Source organism: Aurantiacibacter aquimixticola, from assembly GCF_003605475.1.
In the GTDB taxonomy this organism is placed as follows: Bacteria; Pseudomonadota; Alphaproteobacteria; order Sphingomonadales; family Sphingomonadaceae; genus Alteraurantiacibacter; species Alteraurantiacibacter aquimixticola_B.
This window is the reverse complement of sequence record NZ_RAHX01000001.1, coordinates 2,068,738-2,091,420: the sequence shown is the minus strand read 5'-3', so window position 1 is coordinate 2,091,420 and position 22,683 is coordinate 2,068,738. Positions and strand designations below refer to the sequence as shown.

The 22,683-nt window shown below is 64.5% G+C and carries 23 protein-coding genes; 10 read left to right on the top strand and 13 right to left on the bottom strand.

Going from position 1 to position 22,683, the window contains the following annotated elements; translation table 11 throughout:
* Position 1 precedes the first annotated feature (1 nt).
* From lnt to hisS, 5 genes are all read right to left on the bottom strand, one after another.
* Positions 2-1,603 carry an apolipoprotein N-acyltransferase gene (lnt, locus tag D6201_RS10565; protein ID WP_120049362.1) on the bottom strand — a complete coding sequence of 534 codons (1,602 nt, stop codon included), beginning with the start codon at positions 1,601-1,603 and terminating at the stop codon, positions 2-4.
* A gap of 48 nt (positions 1,604-1,651) precedes the next feature.
* Complete coding sequence (locus tag D6201_RS10560) at positions 1,652-2,335, bottom strand: DUF4167 domain-containing protein (RefSeq protein WP_242447519.1); 684 nt, start codon at positions 2,333-2,335, stop codon at positions 1,652-1,654.
* A gap of 229 nt (positions 2,336-2,564) precedes the next feature.
* A complete protein-coding gene (prmC, locus tag D6201_RS10555; RefSeq protein WP_120048744.1) occupies positions 2,565-3,389 on the bottom strand; it encodes a peptide chain release factor N(5)-glutamine methyltransferase in 825 nt (274 codons plus the stop codon).
* A complete protein-coding gene (gene prfA, locus D6201_RS10550) occupies positions 3,386-4,453 on the bottom strand; it encodes a peptide chain release factor 1 (protein WP_120048743.1) in 1,068 nt (355 codons plus the stop codon). The genes prmC and prfA overlap by 4 nt, the downstream gene beginning before the upstream one ends.
* Positions 4,453-5,733, bottom strand: a complete 1,281-nt coding sequence (hisS, locus tag D6201_RS10545) for a histidine--tRNA ligase (RefSeq protein WP_120048742.1) — start codon at positions 5,731-5,733, stop codon at positions 4,453-4,455. The genes prfA and hisS overlap by 1 nt, the downstream gene beginning before the upstream one ends.
* 116 nt (positions 5,734-5,849) lie before the next feature.
* Here hisS and ppa point away from each other — a divergent pair, with 116 nt between their 5' ends.
* On the top strand, positions 5,850-6,377 hold the full coding sequence (gene ppa, locus D6201_RS10540) for an inorganic diphosphatase (RefSeq protein ID WP_120048741.1): 528 nt from the start codon (positions 5,850-5,852) through the stop codon (positions 6,375-6,377).
* A gap of 304 nt (positions 6,378-6,681) precedes the next feature.
* Here the strand turns inward: ppa and D6201_RS10535 are convergent, their stop codons facing one another.
* Both D6201_RS10535 and D6201_RS10530 read right to left on the bottom strand, forming a co-directional pair.
* Positions 6,682-8,088 (bottom strand): mechanosensitive ion channel family protein, encoded by a 1,407-nt coding sequence (locus tag D6201_RS10535; RefSeq protein ID WP_193725700.1) that lies wholly within the window; start codon positions 8,086-8,088, stop codon positions 6,682-6,684.
* 11 nt (positions 8,089-8,099) lie between these two features.
* The gene (locus D6201_RS10530) at positions 8,100-8,489 is read right to left on the bottom strand and encodes a hypothetical protein (protein WP_242447518.1); all 390 of its coding nucleotides are present in this window, start codon (positions 8,487-8,489) and stop codon (positions 8,100-8,102) included.
* Positions 8,490-8,649: 160 nt separating this feature from the next.
* Between D6201_RS10530 and lptB the strand changes: the two genes are divergently transcribed.
* The 5 genes from lptB (at position 8,650) to D6201_RS10505 (ending at position 11,781) form a co-directional block, all read left to right on the top strand.
* Positions 8,650-9,480, top strand: a complete 831-nt coding sequence (lptB, locus tag D6201_RS10525; RefSeq protein WP_120048740.1) for an LPS export ABC transporter ATP-binding protein — start codon at positions 8,650-8,652, stop codon at positions 9,478-9,480.
* Between the two features lie 20 nt (positions 9,481-9,500).
* Entirely contained in the window at positions 9,501-10,931 is a 1,431-nt protein-coding gene (rpoN, locus tag D6201_RS10520) for an RNA polymerase factor sigma-54 (protein WP_120048739.1), read from the top strand.
* 11 nt (positions 10,932-10,942) lie between these two features.
* Positions 10,943-11,149 carry a hypothetical protein gene (locus tag D6201_RS10515; protein WP_133303995.1) on the top strand — a complete coding sequence of 69 codons (207 nt, stop codon included), beginning with the start codon at positions 10,943-10,945 and terminating at the stop codon, positions 11,147-11,149.
* 94 nt (positions 11,150-11,243) lie between these two features.
* Entirely contained in the window at positions 11,244-11,498 is a 255-nt protein-coding gene (locus tag D6201_RS10510; RefSeq protein WP_120048737.1) for a type II toxin-antitoxin system ParD family antitoxin, read from the top strand.
* Positions 11,449-11,781 carry a type II toxin-antitoxin system RelE/ParE family toxin gene (locus D6201_RS10505; protein WP_120048736.1) on the top strand — a complete coding sequence of 111 codons (333 nt, stop codon included), beginning with the start codon at positions 11,449-11,451 and terminating at the stop codon, positions 11,779-11,781. Before D6201_RS10510 ends, D6201_RS10505 begins: the two co-directional genes overlap by 50 nt.
* A gap of 287 nt (positions 11,782-12,068) precedes the next feature.
* On the opposite strand, the gene D6201_RS10500 is transcribed toward D6201_RS10505, so the two are convergent.
* Positions 12,069-13,835 (bottom strand): DEAD/DEAH box helicase, encoded by a 1,767-nt coding sequence (locus tag D6201_RS10500; protein ID WP_120048735.1) that lies wholly within the window; start codon positions 13,833-13,835, stop codon positions 12,069-12,071.
* A gap of 425 nt (positions 13,836-14,260) precedes the next feature.
* Between D6201_RS10500 and ctrA the strand changes: the two genes are divergently transcribed.
* From ctrA to D6201_RS10480, 4 genes are all read left to right on the top strand, one after another.
* Positions 14,261-14,956 (top strand): response regulator transcription factor CtrA, encoded by a 696-nt coding sequence (ctrA, locus tag D6201_RS10495; RefSeq protein ID WP_120048734.1) that lies wholly within the window; start codon positions 14,261-14,263, stop codon positions 14,954-14,956.
* Positions 14,957-15,134: 178 nt separating this feature from the next.
* Entirely contained in the window at positions 15,135-15,836 is a 702-nt protein-coding gene (gene trmB, locus D6201_RS10490) for a tRNA (guanine(46)-N(7))-methyltransferase TrmB (protein ID WP_120048733.1), read from the top strand.
* Positions 15,837-15,893: 57 nt separating this feature from the next.
* Entirely contained in the window at positions 15,894-16,580 is a 687-nt protein-coding gene (locus D6201_RS10485) for an SDR family NAD(P)-dependent oxidoreductase (protein ID WP_120048732.1), read from the top strand.
* A 70-nt stretch (positions 16,581-16,650) separates the two neighbouring features.
* Entirely contained in the window at positions 16,651-18,438 is a 1,788-nt protein-coding gene (locus tag D6201_RS10480; RefSeq protein WP_120048731.1) for an SLC13 family permease, read from the top strand.
* Here the strand turns inward: D6201_RS10480 and D6201_RS13125 are convergent.
* From D6201_RS13125 to D6201_RS10465, 5 genes are all read right to left on the bottom strand, one after another.
* Positions 18,435-18,959 (bottom strand): DUF1501 domain-containing protein, encoded by a 525-nt coding sequence (locus D6201_RS13125; RefSeq protein WP_242447517.1) that lies wholly within the window; start codon positions 18,957-18,959, stop codon positions 18,435-18,437. The two genes, D6201_RS10480 and D6201_RS13125, sit on opposite strands and share 4 nt — an antisense overlap.
* Before the next feature lie 21 nt (positions 18,960-18,980).
* The gene (locus tag D6201_RS13120) at positions 18,981-19,394 is read right to left on the bottom strand and encodes a DUF1501 domain-containing protein (RefSeq protein ID WP_242447516.1); all 414 of its coding nucleotides are present in this window, start codon (positions 19,392-19,394) and stop codon (positions 18,981-18,983) included.
* 43 nt (positions 19,395-19,437) lie between these two features.
* Positions 19,438-19,545, bottom strand: coding sequence for a twin-arginine translocation signal domain-containing protein (locus D6201_RS13115; protein WP_242447515.1), 108 nt, complete (start codon positions 19,543-19,545; stop codon positions 19,438-19,440).
* Position 19,546: 1 nt separating this feature from the next.
* Positions 19,547-20,173, bottom strand: a complete 627-nt coding sequence (locus tag D6201_RS10470) for a DUF1800 family protein (protein ID WP_120048730.1) — start codon at positions 20,171-20,173, stop codon at positions 19,547-19,549.
* 138 nt (positions 20,174-20,311) lie between these two features.
* A complete protein-coding gene (locus tag D6201_RS10465) occupies positions 20,312-22,573 on the bottom strand; it encodes an NADP-dependent malic enzyme (protein WP_120049358.1) in 2,262 nt (753 codons plus the stop codon).
* Positions 22,574-22,683: the final 110 nt, after the last annotated feature.

The following is a 22,683-nucleotide window of genomic DNA, read 5'->3' as shown; positions in this document are numbered from 1 at the left end:
CCTAACGCTCGGCGCGGCGCATGGCAACGACACCGGCGATGGCGAACAGCGCCGCCCAGATCAGGGACAGGATATTGCCCAGCTGCGCGAACAGGGTAGGCGAAGCGGCGGGCGGAATGCGGGTATCGATGCGGCCCGGAACGTGATCGGCGAGATATTCTCGAACTACGCCGCGCGCATCGATCACCGCGCTGATCCCGGTGGTGGTAGCGCGCAGGACCGGCAGGCCTTCCTCGATAGCGCGCATACGCGACTGGGCGAGGAATTGCGGCTTGGCCGAAGCGTCGAACCAGTCCTCATTGGAGGGATTGAAGATATAGTCAGGCCGCGCGCCGCGGTCGGTGACCTGGCCGGCAAAAATGATCTCGTAACAGATCTGCACGCTCACCTTGCCTTGCGCGCCGAGATCGAGCGTCTGCGGACCAGGGCCGGGCCAGAAATCGATGCTTCCGGCCACCAGCCGCGAAAGACCGAGGGGTTCGAGCAAGCCGCGCATCGGCAGATACTCGCCATAGGGCACGAGCTCGGCCTTGGAGTATCCACCGAGGATTTCTCCATCGGCGGCAAGCGCCGTCACCGAATTTCGTGCGCCAAGAGCGCGGACCAGGCCGGTTTCGTCAGCGCCCACTTCGAGGTCCACCGCGCCGGTCAGCAGGACGCTGTCCTCGCCGACCGTCGCGCCGAGCAGGCGGCGCGCGAAATCGGGGCTGCCCATCGCCGTCGTGCGGTCGTAATAGCGCTGCGGATAGCCATCGCGCAGATAGAAGACCATGCCGCTTTCGGGCCACAGGACAAGGCGCGGCCCATCGCCATTCGCCGGCACGCGCGGGGACAGGCGCGCGAGCTTCTGGTAGTTGTTCGCGAATTCGCGAGGGTCGTTGAGTGTTTCCTGGAAGATGTCGGGCTGCACCAGCGTGACCGCGATCTCGCCCTCGCGCGGTGCGGTGCCGGGCCAGTACATCCCCGCGGCGATCAGCACGGCGACAAGCACGCCTACGCGCCAGCGCCGCTCCATCGCCAGCAAAGCGATTGCGCTGCCGAGGAGGATGGCGAGACCCGACAGCGCGTAAGTGCCGAGCAAGGGCGAAAGCGCGGCGAGGCCCGGCCGGTCGAAAGGGCCGAGCAGCGTCATTGCGAAGGGATTCCATGCGTAGCCGGTGAAGACCCAGCCGCGCATCCATTCGGTAACGACGAAGGCTCCTGCGAAAACCAGTGCGAAGGCCCAGTCGGCTCCCTTCCGAACAACCAAGCGCGCCCCCAACGACGCGAGCGCCGGGTAGACCGCGAGATAGATGGCGAGCAGCGGCACGGCGATCCAGCCGAGCACGGCAGGCATTTCCGCCTGATAGGTGAAAGCCGTCGCAATCCAGTAATTGGCGAGCGTGAAATGCGCCCAGCCGAATAGCCAGCCGAGCCAGGCGGCGCGTTTCCAGCTCGGCGCTCTCGCGGCAAGCACGACGAACAGACCGGCGGCGAGCAGCGCCACGGGCCACAGCCCGAGCGGTTCGAAGCCGGTGGCGGAAAGCAGGCCGAGCGCGAGCGCCCAGAGCCATGGCTTGCCCGGCGTGGTATCGATTATCGGCAGATCGCGCGTGTCAGACATCGTGGATGCTCCGCCGCGCGCCATGCCCTGCAATCCCGTGTCCGTTGCTCAGCCGACGGCTTCGAGCGCCTCTTCACCGTCATCCTTCGGGCGGCGACGGGCGCGGGGCTTCGCCGGCTTCTTTTCGCCATCGTCATCGCCATCATTGGCGCGCGCGATGGCAGGCGGAAGCATGTCGGGATCGAGGCTGCCGTCGTTTTCCACCGCGTCGGACGGGCCGCTCTTCTTGCGCGGCTTGCGCGCAGCTTTCGGCTTGGGCGCATCGCGGGTGAAGGGATTGTCCTCGTCCTGCTGGTCGCCGCTCTCGCCCTCGGCCCCTTCGGCGATCTGCGGTTCATCCCGGCGCTGGCGCGTATTCCGGCGCGGCTGGCGGCCGCGCCCATCCTGACCGCGCCCGTCCTGCCCGCGATTGTCGTCTTCATCGTCACCGGAACTGTCGTCCGACTGATCGCCGCGTTCGGCGGCGCGCTTGGCCTGCGCCTCTTCCTTCTGCGCCTTCGCATCGGCGAGAACGCGGAAATAGTGATCGGCGAATTGCAGGTAGTATTCGGTCTGCACCCGGTCGTCGTTCAGCTGGGCTTCGTGCGCCAGCTTCTTGTACTTGTCGAGCATCTGCGGCGCATTGCCACGGGCCCGGCTGTCGATCCGGTTGTTCTGCATCGGATTGCCGCCGCCACGATTGTTGTTGCGACCACCACCACGGCGACGATTGTTGTTTCGATTGCTGTTCAAAGGAACTTCGCTTCCTTGCTTCGATCGCACGCCGTTGATGGCGCTTCGCGATCCATGACCCCTCATCGAAAGCACCGCTTCATGCGAATGCTTCTCTTCCAGCATCTGCGTATTGCGGGGGCGGCGAGCCGCCTCCTGCCAGGCAAATGTAGGAGTGGTGGACCCGGGCGTTCCTCCGCAACCGGGGCCTGCATTCAGAGGTAGCTACTCGATTCGCCTTTGCCAAGCCTTAATGTCGCAACACGACCGCGCGGTCGCGTCCAGCAAGATCCTTAACGATTTGGGTCGCAAAGCCCTGATCTTCAGCGATTTTCGTGACGGCATCGCCTTGCGATGCGCCGATTTCGAGCACGGCTATCCCCTGATCTGTCAACAGACCGGGCAATTGCGGTGCGATAATGCGGTAATCGTCCAGCCCCTCCGCCCCGGCGAACAGCGCCTCGGCAGGCTCGAAATCGCGCACATCGGGCGCGAGATCGGCTCCTGTCTCGACATAGGGCGGATTGGCGATGACGAGGTCGAAGGTGCCGAGATCATCCGCCCAGCCCCGCGCCGTCCAGTCTCCGGCGCGGATTTCCGCCCGGCCCGCCAGGCCGAGCGAGGCGGCGTTGTTCTGCGCCACGACGCGCGCCTTGCCCGAGCGTTCGACGCCGACGCCTGTGGTCATCGGCATTTCGGCAAGCAGGGTGAGCATCAGCGCGCCCGACCCCGTGCCGAGATCGAGCACGCGCTGCGCTCGCGGGGCTGCTGCCAGCGCCGCCTCGACCACGCTTTCGCTGTCGGCGCGGGGGATGAGGACATCCGGCGTCACGATAAATTCGCGACCGTAAAACTCCTGATGGCCGATGATGTGCGCGATCGGTTCATGCGCGGCGCGACGCATGATCAGCGGGGCAAATGCCTCGGGCACGGAGTCAGCGGGATGCCGCAGCAGCATGTCGGACCGCGATACGCCGAGCGCATGCGCCATCAGCAATTCCGCATCGAGCCGCGCAGTGTCGGAAGTGGTGGCCAGGCGCGCCGCCGCCGCGCGCAGCGCCTCGGCAACCGTCACGATTCCATCGCCGCCAACCGCTTGGCTTCGTCCTCGGCGATCAGCGCGGAAGTAAGTTCACCCAGCCCCGGGCCGGCAAGCACTTCGTCGAGCTTGTGCAGCGTCAGCCCGATGCGGTGATCGGTCACGCGGCCTTGCGGGAAATTGTAGGTGCGGATGCGTTCGGAGCGGTCGCCGCTGCCGACCATCGCCTTGCGCGCCTCCGCTTCCGCGCCATGGGCCTCCTCGCGCCGCTGTTCGTAGAGCCGCGCGCGTAGCACTTTCATCGCCTTGTCGCGGTTCTTGTGCTGGCTGCGCTCGTCCTGCATCGCGACGACGATGCCCGTCGGCACGTGAGTGATCCGCACGGCGCTGTCCGTTGTGTTCACATGCTGGCCGCCTGCGCCGCTGGAGCGATAGATGTCGATGCGAAGGTCGTTGTCGTCGATGGAGACGTCGACTTCGGTAGGCTCGGGCAGCACCGCCACCGTGGCCGCGCTGGTGTGGATGCGCCCACCGCTTTCGGTGACAGGCACACGCTGCACGCGGTGAACGCCGCTTTCGAACTTCATCTTGGCGAACACGCCTTGCCCGGTGACGTTGGCGACGATTTCTTTGAAGCCGCCGACCTCTGCCGCATTCATGCTGACGGGCTCGACTTTCCAGCCCTGCTCGGCAGCGAACTTTTCATACATGCGGTAAAGATCGCCGGCGAACAGCGCCGCCTCGTCCCCGCCGGTGCCCGCGCGGATTTCGAGCATGGCGGGCCGCTGGTCCGCCGCATCGCGCGGCAGCATGGCAAGCGCAAGCGCGCGCTCGGCCTCGGGCAGGCGCTTGCGAAGCTGCGCCAGCTCCTCCTCCGCCATCGCCTTCATTTCGGGATCGGCAAGCATCTCCTCCAGCCCTGCGATCTCCTCGCGCATGGCCTGCACGTCGGCCGCCGACTTCGCCACCGGCTCCAGCTCGGCATAGTCGCGGGACGCCTGGACAAAGGCCTCGCCCTCCAACTGCCCAGACGCCATCCGCGCCTCGAGCTCGGCGAAGCGATTGGCGATCTGGTGGAGACGTTCGGCGGGGATGGTCATCAAGCAGAACCGAAGGTGATCCGGCTCAATACTGCATCAATGCGGTCATGCAATTCTACATCGCCGCCACTGACGCCCCACGCAGGTCCGCGCGCTAAGCCATTTGATGGCGTCCTAAAAGTAGCGATGGCCTTCGGGTCCATCTTCACAGCTTTGTCGCGGCGTTTCTTTGTCGATCCAGTCGCAATGATCTGAACGCTTACACCGCTCATCCTGAGAGCCTGCACCGCAGTCAACATTGCTGGTATGACCTCATCGTCGTCGGCTACCGCTACGCAGTCCGGCTGGTCGATCAGGCTCTTGCCTCCCATCAACATCGCCAGACGCTCAATCCCCGCAGCCCAGCCAACCGCAGGCGTCGGCGCACCACCCAGCGACTCCATCAGCCCATCGTAGCGCCCCCCGCCAAGGATCGTGCTCTGCGAACCGAGCGCGTCCGCCGCCGCCGAGCCTTCGTCCGGGATGAACTCGAACGCCGTGTGCCGATAATAATCCAGCCCACGCACAAGGCTCTCCGCCCGCACCCATTTCACGCCTGCCGCATCCAGCCCGCTCGTCACCGCGTCGAAAAACGCCTTCGCCTCGTCCGACAGGAAAGCATCGATCTTCGGCGCATCGGCGACGAATTTGCGATCACGCAGGTCTTTCGAGTCCAGAATGCGTAGCGGGTTTTTCTCCAGCCGCTCCTGCGAGTCCTCCGACAACTCCCCGCGAACAGCCCCGAAATACTCGACCAGCGCCGCGCGCCACGCCTCGCGGCTGTCGCCATCGCCGAGCGTGTTGAGGTGCAGCGTCACGCCCTCGATGCCCAGCTCGCGGATCACCTGGTCGGCCATTGCCAGCAGCTCGACATCGGCCTGCGGCTCCGCCGCACCGATGATCTCGGCGTCGATCTGGTGGAACTGGCGATAGCGGCCCTTTTGCGGGCGCTCGTAGCGAAACAGCGGGCCATGCGTCGCCACCTTCAAAGGCGCGTGCTGCTGCCAGCCATTGGAGAGGTAGGCGCGGGCGATCCCGGCGGTGAATTCGGGTCGCAGAGTGAGCGAGTCCCCACCCCGATCCTCGAAGGAATACATCTCTTTTGAGACAACATCGGTCGTCTCGCCGATCGCACGGCTGAACACTTCGGTCCGCTCGAACACCGGCATTTCGACGCGGCGGAAGCGGTAGAGCTTTCGCACCCGCTCGAACGTCTCGACCACGAAGGCGAAGGCCTCCGCCTCGGGTCCGAAAATGTCCTGCGTGCCGCGGATCGCCTGCGGTGTGTTGCCCTTTGCCATGGCGGTGCCTGTAAGGTTCGCGCTCGGCACTGGCAATGCCCGCGCGACTACGCTAGGCGCGCCGCAGTTTTGGGAGGGGGTGCCTTTCAGATTCCAAAAAGGGAACGAAATACCCCATGCGTATCGAACATATCCCGACGGGCGACAATCCGCCGGAGAGCCTGAACGTCATCATCGAAGTCCCAACGGGCGGCGAGCCGGTGAAGTACGAGTTCGACAAGCAGTCGGGCGCGCTGTTCGTCGATCGCATCCTGCACACGCCGATGCGCTATCCCTGCAATTACGGCTTCATCCCGCACACGCTTTCACCCGATGGCGACCCGCTGGACGCGCTGGTGATCGCCCGTTCCCCCTTCATCGCCGGCTGCGTGGTGCGCGCGCGGCCCATCGGCGTGCTCAACCTGGAAGACGAGCATGGCGGGGACGAGAAGCTGATCTGCGTGCCGGTGGACACGACCTTCCCGTATTATTCCGATGTCGGTGAGACGAAGGACCTGCCGAGCATCATCTTCCAGCAGATCGAGCACTTCTTCACCCACTACAAGGATCTGGAAGCCGAGAAGTGGGTGCGGATCGGGAACTGGGGCGATGCGGCAGAGGCGAAGCGCATCGTGCTGGAGAGTATCGAGCGGGCGAAATCTTAGTTATGCGAAGCCGCCTCCGCGGCTTCGTCCTCGGCGCTGCTCCCTTCCCCCGGATCAAGTCCGGGGTGCGGGGCGCCTACCGTCGCGCGTTCGCGCTCTGTCGTTCGCTGATCGCGCCCCGATCCCAGCGCTAGCTTGCAGAGGCTCTGCGGAGATCAGAGCAAAGCGAGGCAAGGGCGGAATCGGAGCCGAAGGCGGAGATGGCCAAAGGCCAACTGCCCGCCCGCCCGCAGCGGGCGCAGCTTGCTGCGCGTCTAGCGAGGACGATCCGACGGAGGTCGGATCGGAAAGCAAACAACAGCCCTCACTCCACCGGCCTACCGCTATCGAGCAGGTCCTTTTCCTGCTCCCCGTCGCTCGCGCGTTCTTTCTCGACCATGCGGGCGATTTCGTCGTCGGTGGAGACATCGGCTTCGACGGCGGTGCGCTTCGGCTTCTTCGGTGACGGCGCGGGTGTCGGGGTTGGGGCGCCGTCCCGCTCGCCCTTAACCTCGCCCACATTCTCGAACGGCAGGGATGCGGTGCGCTGGTCGAAGCGGAGGCGATAGATCGGCTCGGGCAAGGCGAAGCCTGCATCCTCCAGCGCCTCTTTCGCCAGCGCGATCGCGTGGGTCTTGGCCTTGAACCAGTTGGTCTCGCCCTGATCGATCCAGCCGAGAAATTGCAGCACCACGTTGGAGTCGCCAACCTCGGTGATGCGGACTTCGGGGGCGGGATCGTCCAGCACGAAGGGCATCTGCGCCAGCGTTTTCTTGCCCAGCTTGCGCGCGGCCTCCGCATCGTCATCCGCATCCACGCCGAGCACGAACTCAAAGCGGCGCTGCGGGTTGCGGGTGAAGTTCAGGATCACCGCCTTAAACACCATCGAGTTCGGAATACGCAGGTGGTTGCCGTCCAGCGTCATCAGCACCGTGGCGCGACTGGTGAGGCGGATGACGCGGCCTTCATGCGTGTCGATGATGACATGATCGTTGGCGCGGAAAGGCTGGCGCAGGCTCAGCATCAGCGAGGCGACGTAGTTCTCCACCGTGTCGCGCATGGCAAAACCCAGCGCCAAGCCGATGACGCCCGCGCCGCCCAGCACCGCGCCCATCAGCGCGCCCGCCCCGATCATGTCGAGGGCGATGACGATGCCGATGATGACGAACACGCCCTTGATCGCGCCAATCATCAGCTCGGCCAGGAAACCGTTGGGCGCGACGCGACGCCAGAAACCGGTGAAGGATGCGAGCAGATAGCCGAACGCACCGATCAGGAGCGCCACCAGCAATGCGAAGCCTGCCAGCGGCAGCACGCGCAGCAGATCCTTCACCCGGCTCTCGAGTCCGCCAATGCTCTCGCCAACATCGATGGAAACGTCGCGCTCGATCCCGTTCTCTACAGTCACCACGCCGTCCACACCGGCGGCGATGGCCTCCGCGCGGTCGACGGCGGCCTGATCGGGCGCGACACCTTCCAGCGTAACCACCCCTTCGGACACGCGCGCGCGCACCTCGGCCAGGCTGGGGACGGCGGCGAAAATCTCGTCGAGGCGGACGGCGATGCGCTCGTCCTGCCCGCTCGTCTGCTCGACATCGATGGAGCCGGGCTCGGGCGAATTGTCCGCCGCCTGCTCTTCGGCAGGCGCGTCGAGCCCGGGAATGGTCGCGGCGGCAGGCACGCTCGCCACGCCCAGCAGAAGAAGGGCGAGCCAGCGCGCCGGAATTGTCATGGAAAGAGCTTTCAGAAAACGGACGCCAGCGTCTTGAACGCCAGGGTCAGGGCGATGGGCAGGCCGACGGCGGCGAGCCACAGCAGCGCCATTTCGCGGCGGAACAGCGGAGCCAGCGATGGAGCACCGATATCCGCAGCGGTCAGCCCTTCCCAGCGCTTTTCGATCCAGCGGCAGGCGGGAATGATCGCCGCCACCAGTACGATCAGCGCGAAATAGGGCATGACGGAGCCATTGCCCGATTTCAGCTGGGTCATCGTCCAGAAGATGTGCAGGCCGGTATAGACGAGCAGCGCGAAGGCGACGTGGTCGCTCACCTTCTTGCGCCAGTCCAGGCCGGTGGTGTCGTGCGCACCGCTGCGCTTTTGCGCATGCGGATGGTGCGAAGTAGCGTCTGTCATCGCCATTCCTCTCCAATCCCGAACATCGGTATTTCAGAGCCTCGCGATTCTTTCAAGCCGATGAACGGGAAAGGTCGGAAAAGGCACAGGGCGGGCCGACCATGCAGGTTTCTTGCCAAACACCCTTCAAAGCCGCGCGCGGCGTGCTAGAGCCGGGAATATGAGCGCGCAGGATAACGAAGCATTGGGCGGGGAATTCCTGGACGAGGAAGCCCTTGCCGAAAGCATTGCGCAGGCCCCGGCCTCCGCCGCGCCGGAACTGCCGCCCGAAGGCGGGCTCGAAGTCGTCTCCATCGCCAAGAGCTACGACAAGCGCAGCGTGCTGTCCGATATCTCGCTAAGCGTGGCCAAGGGCGAAGTGCTCGGCCTGCTCGGCCCCAATGGCGCGGGCAAGACGACCTGCTTCTATTCTATCATGGGACTGGTGAAGCCCGATAGCGGCCGCATCCTGATGGACGGTGTCGATGTGACGCGCCTGCCCATGTATCGCCGCGCCATTCTCGGCCTCGGCTATCTGCCGCAGGAAACCAGCATCTTTCGCGGCATGACGGTGGAACAGAATATTTCCTGCGTGCTGGAAATGGTGGAGCCAGACAAGCAGGTCCGCGCCAGCGAGCTTGAACGCCTGCTCGACGAATTCGGCCTCACCCGCCTTCGCACCAGCCCGGCCATGGCGCTTTCGGGCGGCGAGCGCCGCCGCTGCGAAATCGCCCGCGCGCTGGCCGCCAAGCCTTCCATCATGCTGCTGGACGAGCCATTTGCCGGGATCGATCCGCTTTCCATCAGTGACATTCGCGATCTGGTGAAGGACCTGAAGGGCCGCGGGATCGGAGTGCTCATCACCGATCATAATGTCCGCGAAACGCTCGATATCGTGGACCGGGCCTGCATCATCTATGGCGGTCAGGTGCTGTTCGCGGGCAGCCCGCAGGAGCTGGTCGCCGACGAAAATGTGCGCCGCCTGTATCTGGGCGATGACTTCACCCTGTGATGGAACGCGGGGGATAGCTCATGGCACTGGGGCCACGCTTAGACCTCAGGCAATCGCAATCGCTGGTGATGACGCCGCAATTGCAGCAGGCGATCAAGCTGCTGGCGGCGTCCAATCTCGAGATCGAGACCTTCATCGGCGATGCGCTGGAGAACAATCCGCTGCTCGAGGCGGGCGAGATGCGCGCCGAAGACCGCGAAGCGCCCGCCGAGGCCGAACCGCGCGACGCCACCTCTGCCGAAGGCGAACGCGCGCTCGATATCGATGAAAGCGCAATCGACCGGGACCGGGACACTGGTGACTGGTCGCAGGCGATGTCGGGCGGTGGCAGCGGCGAAGGGTTCGACTTCGAAAACCGCGAGGACGCCGATCTCTCCCTCGCCGACCATCTGAACGCCCAGGTCGGCGCATGCGCCCGCGACACGCAGACCGCTTTCATCGCCCGCCACATTATCGGCCTGCTGGACGAGGCCGGATACCTCGCCACGCCCTTGCGCGACATTGCCGGTGCGCTGAACGTCCCGCTGGCCGAGGTCGAGGGCGCGCTGGAATGCGTGCAATCGCTCGATCCCACCGGTGTGGGCGCACGCTCGCTTTCGGAATGCCTCGCGCTGCAGGCGAAGGAGGCGGACCGCTACGATCCGTGCATGGAGGTGATGATCGACAATCTCGAACTCGTCGCCAAGGGGGCCTTCGCGCATATCCGCCGCATCTGCGATGTGGACGAGGAAGACCTCGCCGAGATGCTGTCCGAGCTGCGCAGCTACGATCCCAAGCCCGGCCTGCGCTTCGGCGGTAGCACCAGCGCAGCCGTGGTGCCGGACGTGCTGATCTCGGCCAAGAGGGATGGCTGGGACATCAAGCTCAACCGCGAAACACTGCCCCGCCTCGTCATCAACCGCGAATATTACCTGGAACTGCGCGAAGGCAGCACCGGCAAGGATGCGAAAGGCTGGCTGAGCGAAAAGCTGGCCGACGCCAACTGGCTGATCAAGGCGCTGGACCAGCGGCAGAAGACCATCCTGAAAACCGCCGCCGAAATCGTGAAGCAGCAGGACGGCTTCTTCCGCCGCGGCGTGAGCGAGCTGAAACCGCTGACGCTCGCCAAGGTGGCGGACGCCATCGAGATGCACGAAAGCACCGTCAGCCGCGTCACCAGCAACAAGTTCCTCCACTGCGAACGGGGCACGTTCGAGCTGAAATACTTTTTCTCCAGCGGCGTCGCGTCCGCCGACGGCGAGGGCGCGAGCGCAGAGGCGGTAAAGGCGAGGATCAAGGCGCTGACCGACGCCGAAGACCCGAAGAAGGTGCTATCGGATGATGCGCTGGTGGCGCTGCTGAAGGACGAGGGGTTCGATCTCGCCCGGCGGACGGTGGCCAAATACCGCGAAGCTATCGGAATCGGCTCGAGCGTACAGAGGCGGCGGGCGAAGAAGCTGGCGGGGATGTGAGGGGCTAGATGTTGGACAGATATGACGGCAAGAAAATGGCGATGCAGCTCGCATTGTTATGGCTCTTTATTTTCGCGCAGGCGCACTTCTTCCCATTCGGCAGCGAAGACCCCTTATCCGTTCAGGAAAGAGTGCTGATGGTCATAACTGTCGGGCTACCGTATCTCTTTCCGGCCTACTACATAGGTGTTCTCCGCGAGGAAGAAGCCAGCGACTGACACTGAAAAGCCGCGAACCGCCAAAGCGCCGACGAAGACGCTGGCAAAGAAGGCCGGATTGCGATTGCACCAATAGTATGATACTTGCACGCCCATGGCGACAATCCGAAAAACCATCACGCTAAGCGACACGCAGGACGCCTGGATCAAAGCGCAGATCAGGCGCGGGGCGTTCACCAATGACAGTGAATATATCCGCGATCTCGTCCGGCGGGATCAGGAAGCGCAGGACAAGCTCGCCAATCTGCGCGCGGCCATTGCCGAAGGTCTTGCGGGCGGGCTGAGCGACCGCTCGCTCGATGACATCTGGGCAGAAGGGGAAGCGCGCGCGCACCAGGCCGATGCGTGAATTGCGCGTCAGCGGTCCAGCCGACCGCGACATTGTCTCGATAGCCGAATATACGACGCGCGAATTCGGCGAACGGCAGGCGCGCAAATGTCGCGATGACTTTCAGGCTTGCTTCCGCTCGCTGCTGGACAATCCGCATCTGGGTCGCAGCGCGGAGGAGCTCGCTCCCGGACTGCGCCGAATTCGCCAGCAGGCACATGTCGTGTTCTACCTGCCGAGCGACGATGCCGTACTGATCGTGCGCGTGCTGCATGCCAGCATGGATTTCGAGCGGCGGTTTTGAACTGGACGCACTGGGCCTCAGAACTGACGACGCCACCCTGGCCTTGTACCGGGTGTGGCGTTTCCTTCATTGCGGAAGTGAAGCGCGATCCCGGATCAAGCCCGGGATAACGTGAATGGGAAAACCCCTTTCCTACACACCCCGCGATATGCCTCACTCCCCGGCATGGCACCGCATCTTTCAACCATCCCCGGCGCGAGGCGCGTGCCACCCACTCCACTTTCGTTCGCTTATTGCAATGCGCAGACGCGAATGTGTTTCATCAACAAAACCCCGCCGCAGACCACCTATCGCTTTGCGGGACGCGCTGGTTTGCCCTTGAACTTGCCCGGCTTGCGTTTGAACCTGTCGGGCTTGCCGGATTTGCCGCCCGGGCCCTTGCGATGGGGTTTGGCGGCGACCTTCGGGCCGCCGTGCTTGCGGTTCTGGCGGGCTTCGACGCGCGGGCCTTCGGCGGATTCCTCGATGGCGATCGCATCCTGCTCGTCATCGGGGGAGGCGGTGCGGGCAACCGCGTCGACGAATTTGGGGGCGACGGCGCGCGGCACCTGGAACCAGCTTTCGTGCTGGCCGATGCGGATCGCGCCGATTTCGTTGCGAGTGATGTGGCCCCGGCGGCAGATGAGCGGCAGCAGCCAGCGCGGTTCGGCATTCTGGCGGCGACCAATGCCCATCTTGAACCACACCGTATCCTCGAAACCGGGGCGATGCCGCTCGGCCTTGCTCTTCTCGCGCGCTTCGGGCGTGTTGGCGAGCAATTCCTCGGGCTGCGGCATTTTTGCCCGGTGCGCCTGCACGAGCGCGGCGGCGATGTCTTCGGGCGACATGCGGTTCATCAGCTCGCTCGCCACTTTGCGGTCGGCCTCGTCGTATTCGGCAGGCTCGGTAAGCTTTTCCATCAGGCGGACATGGTCCTGCTCGCGGATCGCCTCGGCAGAGGGCGCGTCCATCCACTCGGCGGAAATCTTCGCGCCGCGCAGCATGCTCTCGACGCGCTTGCGGCGGTTATACGGCACCACGATCGCGGCGGTGCCTTTCTTGCCCGCTCGCCCGGTGCGGCCGGAACGATGCTGCAGCGTTTCGGCATCGCGCGGAATCTCGACATGGATCACCAGGCTGAGCGTCGGCAGGTCGAGCCCGCGCGCGGCCACATCGGTGGCGACGCACACGCGGGCGCGCCTGTCCCGCAGGGCCTGCAGCGCCTGGTTGCGCTCAGACTGGGAATGCTCGCCGGACAGCGCCACCACGCCGAAGCCGCGATTTTGCAAGGTCGCGTGCAGCCGCCGCACGCTGTCGCGCGTGGCGCAGAAACAGATCGCGGTCTCCGCCTCGTGAAAACGCAGCAGGTTTACCACCGCGTTCTCGATCTCGGACGGGGCGACGGTGATCGCCTGGTAGGCGATATCGCCATGCCCGCGGTTCTCGCCCGCAAGCGAGAGGCGCAGCGCGTTGGTCTGGTAGCGTTCGGCCAGCCGCACGATGGGCTTGGGCAAAGTGGCGGAGAACAGCAGGGTACGCCGCCCATCCGGCGCGGCGTCGAGGATTTCCTCCAGATCGTCGCGAAAACCCATATCGAGCATTTCGTCCGCTTCGTCGAGAACCACGCCGACGAGGCCCGACAGGTCGAGCGCACCGCGCTCCAGGTGATCGCGCAGGCGGCCGGGCGTGCCGACGATCACGGCCGGGCCACCGCGCAGCGCGCGCCGTTCCTTGCTCGCATCCATTCCGCCGACGCAGGTCGCGATCCGCAAACCCGCCTTGGCATACAGCCAGCCAAGTTCGCGGCTGACCTGCAACGCCAGTTCGCGCGTGGGCGCGACGACCAGCGCCAGGGGCTTATCGACCAGCGGGGTGCCGCGCAATTCTCCCAGAAATTCGTCCGCAAGCGCCAGACCGAAGGCCACCGTCTTGCCCGACCCGGTCTGCGCCGAAACAATCAGGTCGCGCCCTTTTGCGTCGGCGGCAGTGACGGCGGCCTGTACCGGCGTGAGGGCGGAATAGCCGCGATCGGACAAGGCTTCGCCAAGGATCGGCGGCAGATTTTCAAAGGACATGCAAACTCACATAGGAAGACGCCACGCCGGGTCGCGACGGGGGAGGGAAAAGAGAAATGCGCATTCAGCTCGGACGCGGCATTTGGTGGGCAGAAGCTGCGGCAACGCCGACGCATGCCGGCATAGCGGCAAACGCGCCCGATAGCCCGCGATATTTTGCTGCACTGCAAAATCAGGATATTAATGCATCGACGCACAATCCTTAAGATTGCCCGGCACGTTCTCGGCAAGGCGTGGAGACCTGCACAGACGACGCTCGCGCGGAGGCGCGAGCGCAAGACTAAAGGGTGTCACCAAAAGGACTCACCAAAAAGTCTTAACGTGCGAAACACATTGTTAACCTTTTTTGGTGAGAAGGCTCGTGGTTAATTCACGGCAACACCTCTTACGGGAGGGTTACCATCGGGGTTCAAAGGGGACCATCAATGCGCGTTCTGCTGATCGAAGACGAGCCGACAACCGCCAAGGCGATCGAGCTCATGCTCACCACCGAAGGCTTCAACGTCTATTCCACCGACCTCGGCGAGGAAGGCTTGGACCTTGGCAAGCTGTATGATTACGATATCATTCTGCTCGACCTGAACCTGCCGGACATGCACGGCTACGATGTGCTGAAGAAGCTGCGCGTCGCCAAGGTGCAGACGCCGGTGCTGATCCTTTCCGGCATTGCCGAGATGGACTCCAAGATCCGCAGTTTCGGTTTCGGCGCGGACGATTACGTGACCAAGCCGTTCCACCGGGACGAACTGGTCGCCCGCATCCACGCCGTGGTGCGCCGCTCCAAAGGCCACTCGCAGAGCGTCATCCGCACCGGCAAGCTGGCGGTGAACCTGGATGCGAAAACCGTCGAAGTCGACGGCGCCCGCGTTCACCTGACCGGCAAGGAATATGCGATGCTGGAGCTGCTCTCGCTTCGCAAGGGCACCACGCTCACCAAGGAAATGTTCCTGAACCACCTTTATGGCGGCATGGACGAGCCTGAGCTCAAAATCATCGACGTATTCATCTGCAAGCTGCGCAAGAAGCTTTCGGGCGCATGCGGCGGGGATAATTATATCGAGACGGTATGGGGCCGCGGCTACGTGCTACGCGATCCCGAGGCCGAGCAAGAGGCCGCCTAATTTTTGGCCTCAAGCGCCCGCGCGGGCATCCGCCCGTTTGCCTAACGCGTGAAACGCGCGGCGGCCGGTCGGCCTTGCCGGGTCGTCATGCGACCCGGAAATCTAATTCTCCTGGGCGGGATACGATGCGCCTCGGCAGCCGGTTGGCTTCCGGGGCGCATTATTCTAATCGCGCGCCATGACAGCGCATAAGGATGGCGATCCGACCACGATCAACCGGCTTTACGGCCGCAGCCAGGGCAAGCCGCTGCGCGCCGCTCAGCAGGAATTGGTCGATACCCTGCTGCCCCGCATTGCAGTGCCCGAAGACGGCCCGGTGACGGCGGAGCGGTTGTTCGGTGAGGATTGCCCGCTGCATTTCGAGATCGGCTTCGGCGGCGGGGAACACCTGGCCTATCGCGCCGACCTTCTGCCGAACCACGGCCTGATCGGTGCGGAGCCTTTCCTAAACGGGGTGGCGCAGGCGCTCGGCCATGTGAAGAGCCAGACGCTCGCCAACGTGCGTATCCATCACGGCGACGCGCTTCAGGTGCTGAACCGCATCCCCGACGGCGCGCTGACCATGGCCTATCTCCTCCATCCCGACCCGTGGCCGAAGAACCGCCACGCCAAGCGGCGGATGATGAATGACGGCCCGGTGCGGATGATCGCCGACAAGCTGAAGCCCGGCGGCGAATTTCGCTTCGGCACGGATCATCCGATCTATGTCCGCCACGCGCTGATGGTGATGCGCCGCTTCACCGGTGATTTCGAATGGGTGATCGAGGGGCCGGACGACTTCCGCAACCGCCCCTTGGGCTGGCCGGAAACGCGCTACGAGCACAAGGCGCGGCACACTTTCGGGCACGAAGTCTGGTATTTTCGCTTCCGCCGCCGCTGAAGTGGAACCGCCGCCGCTCCTGCTCGCTGATCGGGCAGACACGAACAGGAGCATAGCATGAGCGGGAAGACTGCCATCGTCATAGGCGCATCGCGTGGGATCGGCCTCGGCCTGGCTCGCGAACTGGCGGATCGCGGATACAAGGTGATCGCCACCGAACGTAGCCAGAGCGAAGGGCTGCGCGACGCCGCTGCGAAGTATGAACCGCAGATCGAAATCGCCACCTGCGATGTGACCGAGAAGGACAGTGTCGCCGGGCTCACGGGTAAATGCGACGAAGGCTCGGTCGACCTGCTTATCGTCAATGCCGGTATCTATGGCGGCGACGACCAGGCGCTGGACGACCTGACGCGCGAAAGCGTCGCCGACATCCTGGAAACCAATGCTGTCGGCCCGGCACAGGCGGCGCTCGCGCTGCTGCCGCTGGTCAAGGACGGCGGGACGATCGGCATGATGAGCAGCAAGATGGGATCGATCGACGACAGTTCCGGCGGCGTGAACCTCTATCGCCTGTCCAAGGTCTCGCAGAACATGCTGTCACGCTCTTTGTTCGAAAACCACGCGAAAGCGCGCGGCGTAGGCGTTATCTCTCTTCACCCCGGCTGGGTGCAGACAGATATGGGCGGCCCGAACGCCATGCTCGACGTAAAGACCAGCGTCATCGGCATGCTCGACCTCCTCGAAGCTGAAAGCGAGCCGCGCCACATCTTCCTCGCTTACGATGGCTCGACCGTTCCCTGGTAGAGCGAAAGCGTTGGACAGGCCGCGCGAATTGTCCGAAATGCGCGGCTGTGACGGCTGCACCTGACTTTCGATGCTGAACGAATATTCGGCCCTGATCGGGCTGGCGATCCTCGTTTCCATGTTCACGGCATTCGCGATGGAGCGCAGGCCGCCGGTGGTGATCGCGATCATCGGCGCGGCGGCGATGTGGGTGCTCGGCTTTCTTCCGTCGGACGAGATGCTGGCCGTGTTCGGCAACCCTGCACCGATCACCATTGCGGCCATGTTCATCCTGTCCGGTGCCCTGCTCAGAACCGGCGCGCTGGAAGCAGTCTCCGGCTGGGTCATCCGTCGCACCTTGCGCAAGCCGAGGCTGGCGCTGGCCGAGATTGCGGGCGGCACGGTTATCGCCTCGGCTTTTATGAACAACACGCCGGTCGTCATCGTGATGATCCCCATCATGAAGCGCCTGGCACGTGTGCTGAAGATGTCGGCCACGCGCTTGCTGATCCCGCTGAGTTACCTCTCGATCTTCGGCGGCACGCTCACATTGATCGGTACCTCCACCAACCTGCTGGTGGATGGCGTTGCGCAAGATGCCGGGCTCGAGCCGTTCGGCATTTTCGAAATCACCGTGGCGGGCCTCGCCGCAGCGGGCGCGGGCGTATTGGTCATGGCTTTGCTTGGCCCGCTGCTGCTGCCGAAGCGCGGATCACGCGCCGATGACGAGGAGCGCGAAAGCGACGTCTATCTGTCCCACCTCACCGTTGCTGCCGAGAGCGCGCTGATCGACAAGCCACTCGAGCAGACGAGTTTCGTGCGCCGGCCGGGGCTGTCCATCCTCGCTCGGCAGGAGGGGCGCGATCTCAATCGTTCGGAGGTCGAGCATCTGCCTCTTTCCGCGGGCGACCAATTCGTTATTTCCGCAACGCCCGAAGAACTCGCCTCGCTCGCCGAAGCCACCGATTTCCGCACCGGGCTTGTCGGCCTCGGCGGTGGAGTGGCGACGCGCAAGGACGAGAAGCCGGACGACTTGCGGATCGTCGAGGCGGTGGTGTCCGCATCGCATCCCGTGGTCGGGCGCAGACTGGCGGAGATCCCTCTGTTGTCCCGTTTGCAAGTACGGGTGCTCGGCCTGTCGCGCCCGCGCCACCTTGCCGGGCCGACACTGGCCGATGTCCGTGTGCGCGCGGGCGACCGCCTGCTGGTTGCCGCGACGGGCGATGCCGCCGCCGCGCTGCAGGCTAATGTCCAGCTGACCCATGTTGCCGAAAGCGGCATCCGCTCTTTCCGACGCGAAAAAGCGCCCATCGCCATCGCCACGCTTGCTGCCGTCGTCATCGGCGCAGCGGTATTCGGCTTCCCGATCGAGGCGATGGCCATCATGGGCGTGGCGTTCGTATTGCTGACTCATTGCCTCGAACCCGATGAGGCATGGTCGAGCCTGGATGGGAGCACGCTCGTGCTGATCTTCGCCATGCTCGCTTTCGGGCAGGGGCTCGGCAATGCGGGCACGATGCAGCTGATCGTCGACTGGCTGCGGCCGTTGATCGTCGATGGATCGCCGCTGCTGGTGCTGGTACTGCTTTACGCCGTGACGAGCCTGATGACGGAGACGGTCACCAACAATGCGGTCGCGGTCATCATGACGCCGATTGCCATCGGCCTCGCACAGGCTGCGGGCATGGATCCGCGCCAACTGGTGGTGGCGGTGATGATCGGTGCCAGCGCCAGCTTTGCAACCCCCATCGGCTATCAGACGAACACGCTGGTCTACGGTGCGGCGAATTACCGCTTCACGGATTTCCTGAAGATCGGCGTGCCGATGAACCTGGCGGTGGGCGCGGCGGTCTGCACCGCAATCGTCTGGTTCTACTAGCCGGGCGACAACGCGGCGAGCGCGCGGTCCTCATCCACTCCGAAATGGCCCGCCAGCGCCCGGGTCGCGATGGCGAGCAAGTCACCGGTCGGGGCCAAATCACGATCTTCATACAGGCGCGACAGGCCGGGCCAGTCCGCCACCACCGGATCGCCCGCGGGCAGCGCGCCGCCAAGCAGGAGTGCAGCCGAACCGGTGCCGTGATCGGTCCCGCCGGTGCCGTTGATCGCGGCGGTGCGCCCGAATTCGGTAGCGACCAGCACCAGCGTGTCACGCCAGACCGGACCAAGCCCGGCCTTGAGCGAACCGAGCAGCGCGTCGAGCCCGCCAAGTTGGTTGGCCATGCACCCCGACTGGTTGCGATGGGTGTCCCATCCACCCGTCTCGAGCATAAGCACGCTCGGGCCGCCTTCGCCCGTCAGTAGAGTGGCGGCGAGTTCGCCGACGCGCTCTCCATTGCGGCCGCCATTCCCGACAATGTCCCCGGTCAGCGCCTCTGTCCGCAGCGCTTCGTCCCACAAAGGGGCGAGCTGAGTGTCTTCCTAATACAGCGTGGAGAGGCGCTGGATCAGGTCGTCATTGGCATCGGGCAGACCGTTCGGCGCATAGGTGCCCACGGGCAGATCGCCGCGCAGCGCGAGTGGCACGGTGGGCGCCAGTGCGAGCGCGGAAGGCCGAGCGCCGATCAGCGGCAACATCCGACCCAGCCAACCCGTCCGCACTTCGTAAGCGCGCGAACCGCCGCTCTCGAGCACGTTCTGCGCATCGAAATGCGACCGCTCACGATAGGTGGTGGCGACGGCATGATGCGCCCGCGCCTCACCATCGCGAAACAGGGTAGCAATCTGCTCCATTGCCGGATGCAATGCGAAAAAGCCGTCGAGATCACGCGCATCGTCATCGACGAGCCGGGCGCGAAGGCTGCGCAGCGCGGGGTCTCCATGCGGCTGAACCATGGCCAGTCCATCCGCCGCGCCGCGCTGGATCACGAACACGAATTTACGGCGCGTATCGGCTGCCCCAGGCGTGCCCCGGCATGGCGAGCACAGCGCCTGTTGCCAGCGATCCGGCGAGCATGTGGCGGCGTGTGATGGCAAGATCGGTCATGCTACCTCCGCAGGAATTCGGGACTGGCGATCATCAGGGCGATGGCCATCGGCGGTTGCTCCGCAGCAGCGATGGCATCGCGCGCGGCGGGTCGCAAAGCAGCGCCGAGGACGTCTTCGGCCAGAAGTCGCGGATCGAACCGGTCGCCCGCACGTCGGGCAAGCCGATTGGCAATCTCGACGCGAGTCATGAGCGCCTGGGGTGCAGCCCAATCGCTCGCCGCATCGCCCCAGCCTGCCGGACTGTTCGGGTTCCACGTCGGCTGGCTGAGCATTTGCAGAAGTCGCCTCGCCTCACCGGGTCGGCGCGGCATGGCCGAATTGCCGAGCGCACGTCCTGCGGCGACAAGCCAATCCCATCCGCTGCGAAACTTGATGCGCGGCGCGTTCCACACTTCGGGTTCGGCAATCAGCGCTTCGTAGACTGCGCGCAGCTCCCCGCCGCTATCGCTGTATGCCGCGCTGAGCCTGTCAACCGAAGCGGCGGGCGGATCGTCGGCGATGAAATGGCGCGCAAGCTTGGTAGCAAGGTGGCGTGCGGTCGCTGGATGGACGGCGAGATCGCATCGGTCCCGAGCGCGGCGGGGAATGCATCGAACCCTCGCAGCTGGCTGCGCAGCCAGCCGCACACATCGCCTGGTATGTCCTCACCCGCCCGCGAACCAAGGCCGAAACGATCGGTCGCTATCGTTCGTTCGCTGCTCAGTGCACGGGCATAGCATGTTCGGCTGAACGCCAGCGTACCGAATTGTCGCAAACGATCGCGGCTAGCCGACGACCCCCGCGCTTGCGAGCACGGCCAAGGTCAGCACTTCCGGCGCGATCGCGGTCATGGGCGCGATCTGGACGGGCTTTTCCGTCCCGATCAGCAGCGGGCCGATTGTGGCATCGCCGGAAAGCTCTCGCAGCAGCTTGGCCGAAAGATTCGCCGATTGCAGGCCCGGCATGATGAGCACATTGGCGGGGCCGGACAGGCGGCTGAAAGGATAGAGCGCCATCACCTTAGGGTTCAGCGCGGCATCGGGTGCCATCTCGCCTTCGTACTCGAAGCCGGGATCTTCCTTGTCGAGGATTGCCACGGCTTCACGGATATTGCCAAGCCACTGGCCCGACGGATTGCCGAAGGTCGAATAGGACAGGAAAGCGACGCGCGGTTCATGCCCCATACGCCGCGCCACGGCGGCGGTTTCCTTGGCGATATGCGCCAGCTGCGCCGCGTCGGGCCGTTCGTTGATCGTCGTATCGGCGAGGAAGGTCGTGTGGTTCTTGCCGATCACCATGTGAATGCCGAACGGCGTTGCGCCTGGCTTCTCGTCCAGCACGCGATTGATTTCCCGTGCGGTCTGGCTGAAGGTTCGCGTCAGGCCGGAAATCATTCCGTCCCCCTCGCCCAGCGCCACCAGCAGCGCGGCGAACACGTTGCGCTCCTGGTTTACCATCCGGCGCACGTCGCGCTCGGTATAGCCGCGCCGCTGCAACCGCTTGTAGAGATAGGTGACCATCGGCTCGATATGCTCGGACGTGTTCGAGTTCTCGATGATGAAGCTTTCCGGGTCGTCGACCGCGAGCTCTTCCAGCTTTTCCAGCACCTTTTCCGTGCGGCCCACCAGGATTGGCGTGCCATAGCCGAAGTCGCGGAACTGGATCGCCGCGCGCAGAGCGACATCCTCTTCCGCTTCGGCGAAAACCATTCGCTTCGGGTTCGCCTTGGCATCCTCGTAGACGCGGGTGAGCGCGGAAGTGGTCGGGTTCAGACGGCTGCGAAGGGCAAGCGCGTAAGCGTCGAAATCCTCGATCATGTCCTGCGCCACGCCGGAATCCATGGCCGCCTTGGCTACGGCGCAGGAAACCCGCTCCATCAGTCGGGGATCGAAGGGCGCGGGGATGATGTATTCGCGGCCGAATTGCTGATTCGTGCCGTAAGCCGCCGCCACTTCCTCAGGCACGCGTTCACGCGCCAGCTCCGCGATCGCCCTTGCCGCAGCGACTTTCATTTCCTCGTTGATGGCAGTAGCCCGCACATCGAGCGCACCGCGAAAGATGAAGGGGAAACCGAGCACGTTGTTGACCTGGTTGGGAAAGTCGCTGCGCCCGGTGGCGATGATCGCATCGGGCCGCGCGGCCTTGGCGACATCCGGCATGATCTCCGGCACCGGATTGGCCATCGCGAAGATGATCGGCTGTTCGGCCATCTTGGCGACCCATTCGGGCTTCAGCGCACCAGCGGCGGATAGGCCGAGGAAGATATCGGCGCCGTCCAACGCTTCTTCCAGAGTGCGATGCGGCGTGTCGACCGCGTGCGCGCTTTTCCACTGGTCCACATTCTCGCGGCCGGGATAGATCGGGCCGGAGCGGTCGCACACGATCACGTTCTCGTGCGGCACACCCATTGCCTTTATCAGGGCGGTGCAGGCGAGCGCGGAGGCACCCGCGCCGTTCACCACCATCTTGCAATCCTTGAGCTCGCGCCCCGTGAGATGCGCGGCGTTCAGCAGACCGGCGGCAGCGATGATCGCGGTGCCGTGCTGATCGTCATGCATGACCGGAATCTTCATCCGTTCGCGCAGGGCCTGTTCGATGATGAAACATTCCGGCGCGGCGATGTCTTCCAGGTTGATGCCGCCGAAAGTCGGCTCCATCAGCGCGACGGCCTCGATGAAGGCGTCGGGATCTTCGGTGGCCAGCTCGATATCGATGGAATCGACATCGGCGAACCGCTTGAACAGCACTGCCTTGCCTTCCATCACCGGCTTGGACGCGAGCGCGCCGAGATTGCCGAGACCGAGAATGGCCGTGCCGTTGGAAATCACTGCGACGAGATTGGAGCGCGCCGTATATTTCGCCGCGAGCGCCGGGTTCTCGGCAATCGCCTCAACCGGGACGGCGACGCCGGGAGAGTAGGCGAGGCTCAGATCGCGCTGTGTGGTCATCGGCTTGGACGCGATGATCTCGATCTTACCAGGGCGGATCGTCTCGTGGTAGAACAGCGCTTCGCGCGCGGTGAAACTGGTATTTTCCTGCTCGTCCAAGTCGTTCTCTCCTGTTTGCCCAACCGCATAGAGCGATGCGCCGCGCGGCGATAGGGGAAAGCTGAACGCCGCGCCCTTCCCGAATCGCCGCACGCGCCGCTACCGCTGGA

Excerpts from the sequence above, each read along its gene's own strand:
- lnt (WP_120049362.1), bottom strand. The coding sequence starts at position 1,603 with ATGTCTGACACGCGCGATCTGCCGATAATCGATACCACGCCGGGCAAG.
- prfA (WP_120048743.1), bottom strand. The coding sequence starts at position 4,453 with ATGACCATCCCCGCCGAACGTCTCCACCAGATCGCCAATCGCTTCGCC.
- hisS (WP_120048742.1), bottom strand. The coding sequence starts at position 5,733 with ATGGCAAAGGGCAACACACCGCAGGCGATCCGCGGCACGCAGGACATT.
- ppa (WP_120048741.1), top strand. The coding sequence starts at position 5,850 with ATGCGTATCGAACATATCCCGACGGGCGACAATCCGCCGGAGAGCCTG.
- D6201_RS10535 (WP_193725700.1), bottom strand. The coding sequence starts at position 8,088 with ATGACAATTCCGGCGCGCTGGCTCGCCCTTCTTCTGCTGGGCGTGGCG.
- D6201_RS10530 (WP_242447518.1), bottom strand. The coding sequence starts at position 8,489 with ATGACAGACGCTACTTCGCACCATCCGCATGCGCAAAAGCGCAGCGGT.
- lptB (WP_120048740.1), top strand. The coding sequence starts at position 8,650 with ATGAGCGCGCAGGATAACGAAGCATTGGGCGGGGAATTCCTGGACGAG.
- rpoN (WP_120048739.1), top strand. The coding sequence starts at position 9,501 with ATGGCACTGGGGCCACGCTTAGACCTCAGGCAATCGCAATCGCTGGTG.
- D6201_RS10510 (WP_120048737.1), top strand. The coding sequence starts at position 11,244 with ATGGCGACAATCCGAAAAACCATCACGCTAAGCGACACGCAGGACGCC.
- D6201_RS10505 (WP_120048736.1), top strand. The coding sequence starts at position 11,449 with ATGACATCTGGGCAGAAGGGGAAGCGCGCGCGCACCAGGCCGATGCGT.
- D6201_RS10500 (WP_120048735.1), bottom strand. The coding sequence starts at position 13,835 with ATGTCCTTTGAAAATCTGCCGCCGATCCTTGGCGAAGCCTTGTCCGAT.
- ctrA (WP_120048734.1), top strand. The coding sequence starts at position 14,261 with ATGCGCGTTCTGCTGATCGAAGACGAGCCGACAACCGCCAAGGCGATC.
- trmB (WP_120048733.1), top strand. The coding sequence starts at position 15,135 with ATGACAGCGCATAAGGATGGCGATCCGACCACGATCAACCGGCTTTAC.
- D6201_RS10485 (WP_120048732.1), top strand. The coding sequence starts at position 15,894 with ATGAGCGGGAAGACTGCCATCGTCATAGGCGCATCGCGTGGGATCGGC.
- D6201_RS10480 (WP_120048731.1), top strand. The coding sequence starts at position 16,651 with ATGCTGAACGAATATTCGGCCCTGATCGGGCTGGCGATCCTCGTTTCC.
- D6201_RS13120 (WP_242447516.1), bottom strand. The coding sequence starts at position 19,394 with ATGGTTCAGCCGCATGGAGACCCCGCGCTGCGCAGCCTTCGCGCCCGG.
- D6201_RS13115 (WP_242447515.1), bottom strand. The coding sequence starts at position 19,545 with ATGACCGATCTTGCCATCACACGCCGCCACATGCTCGCCGGATCGCTG.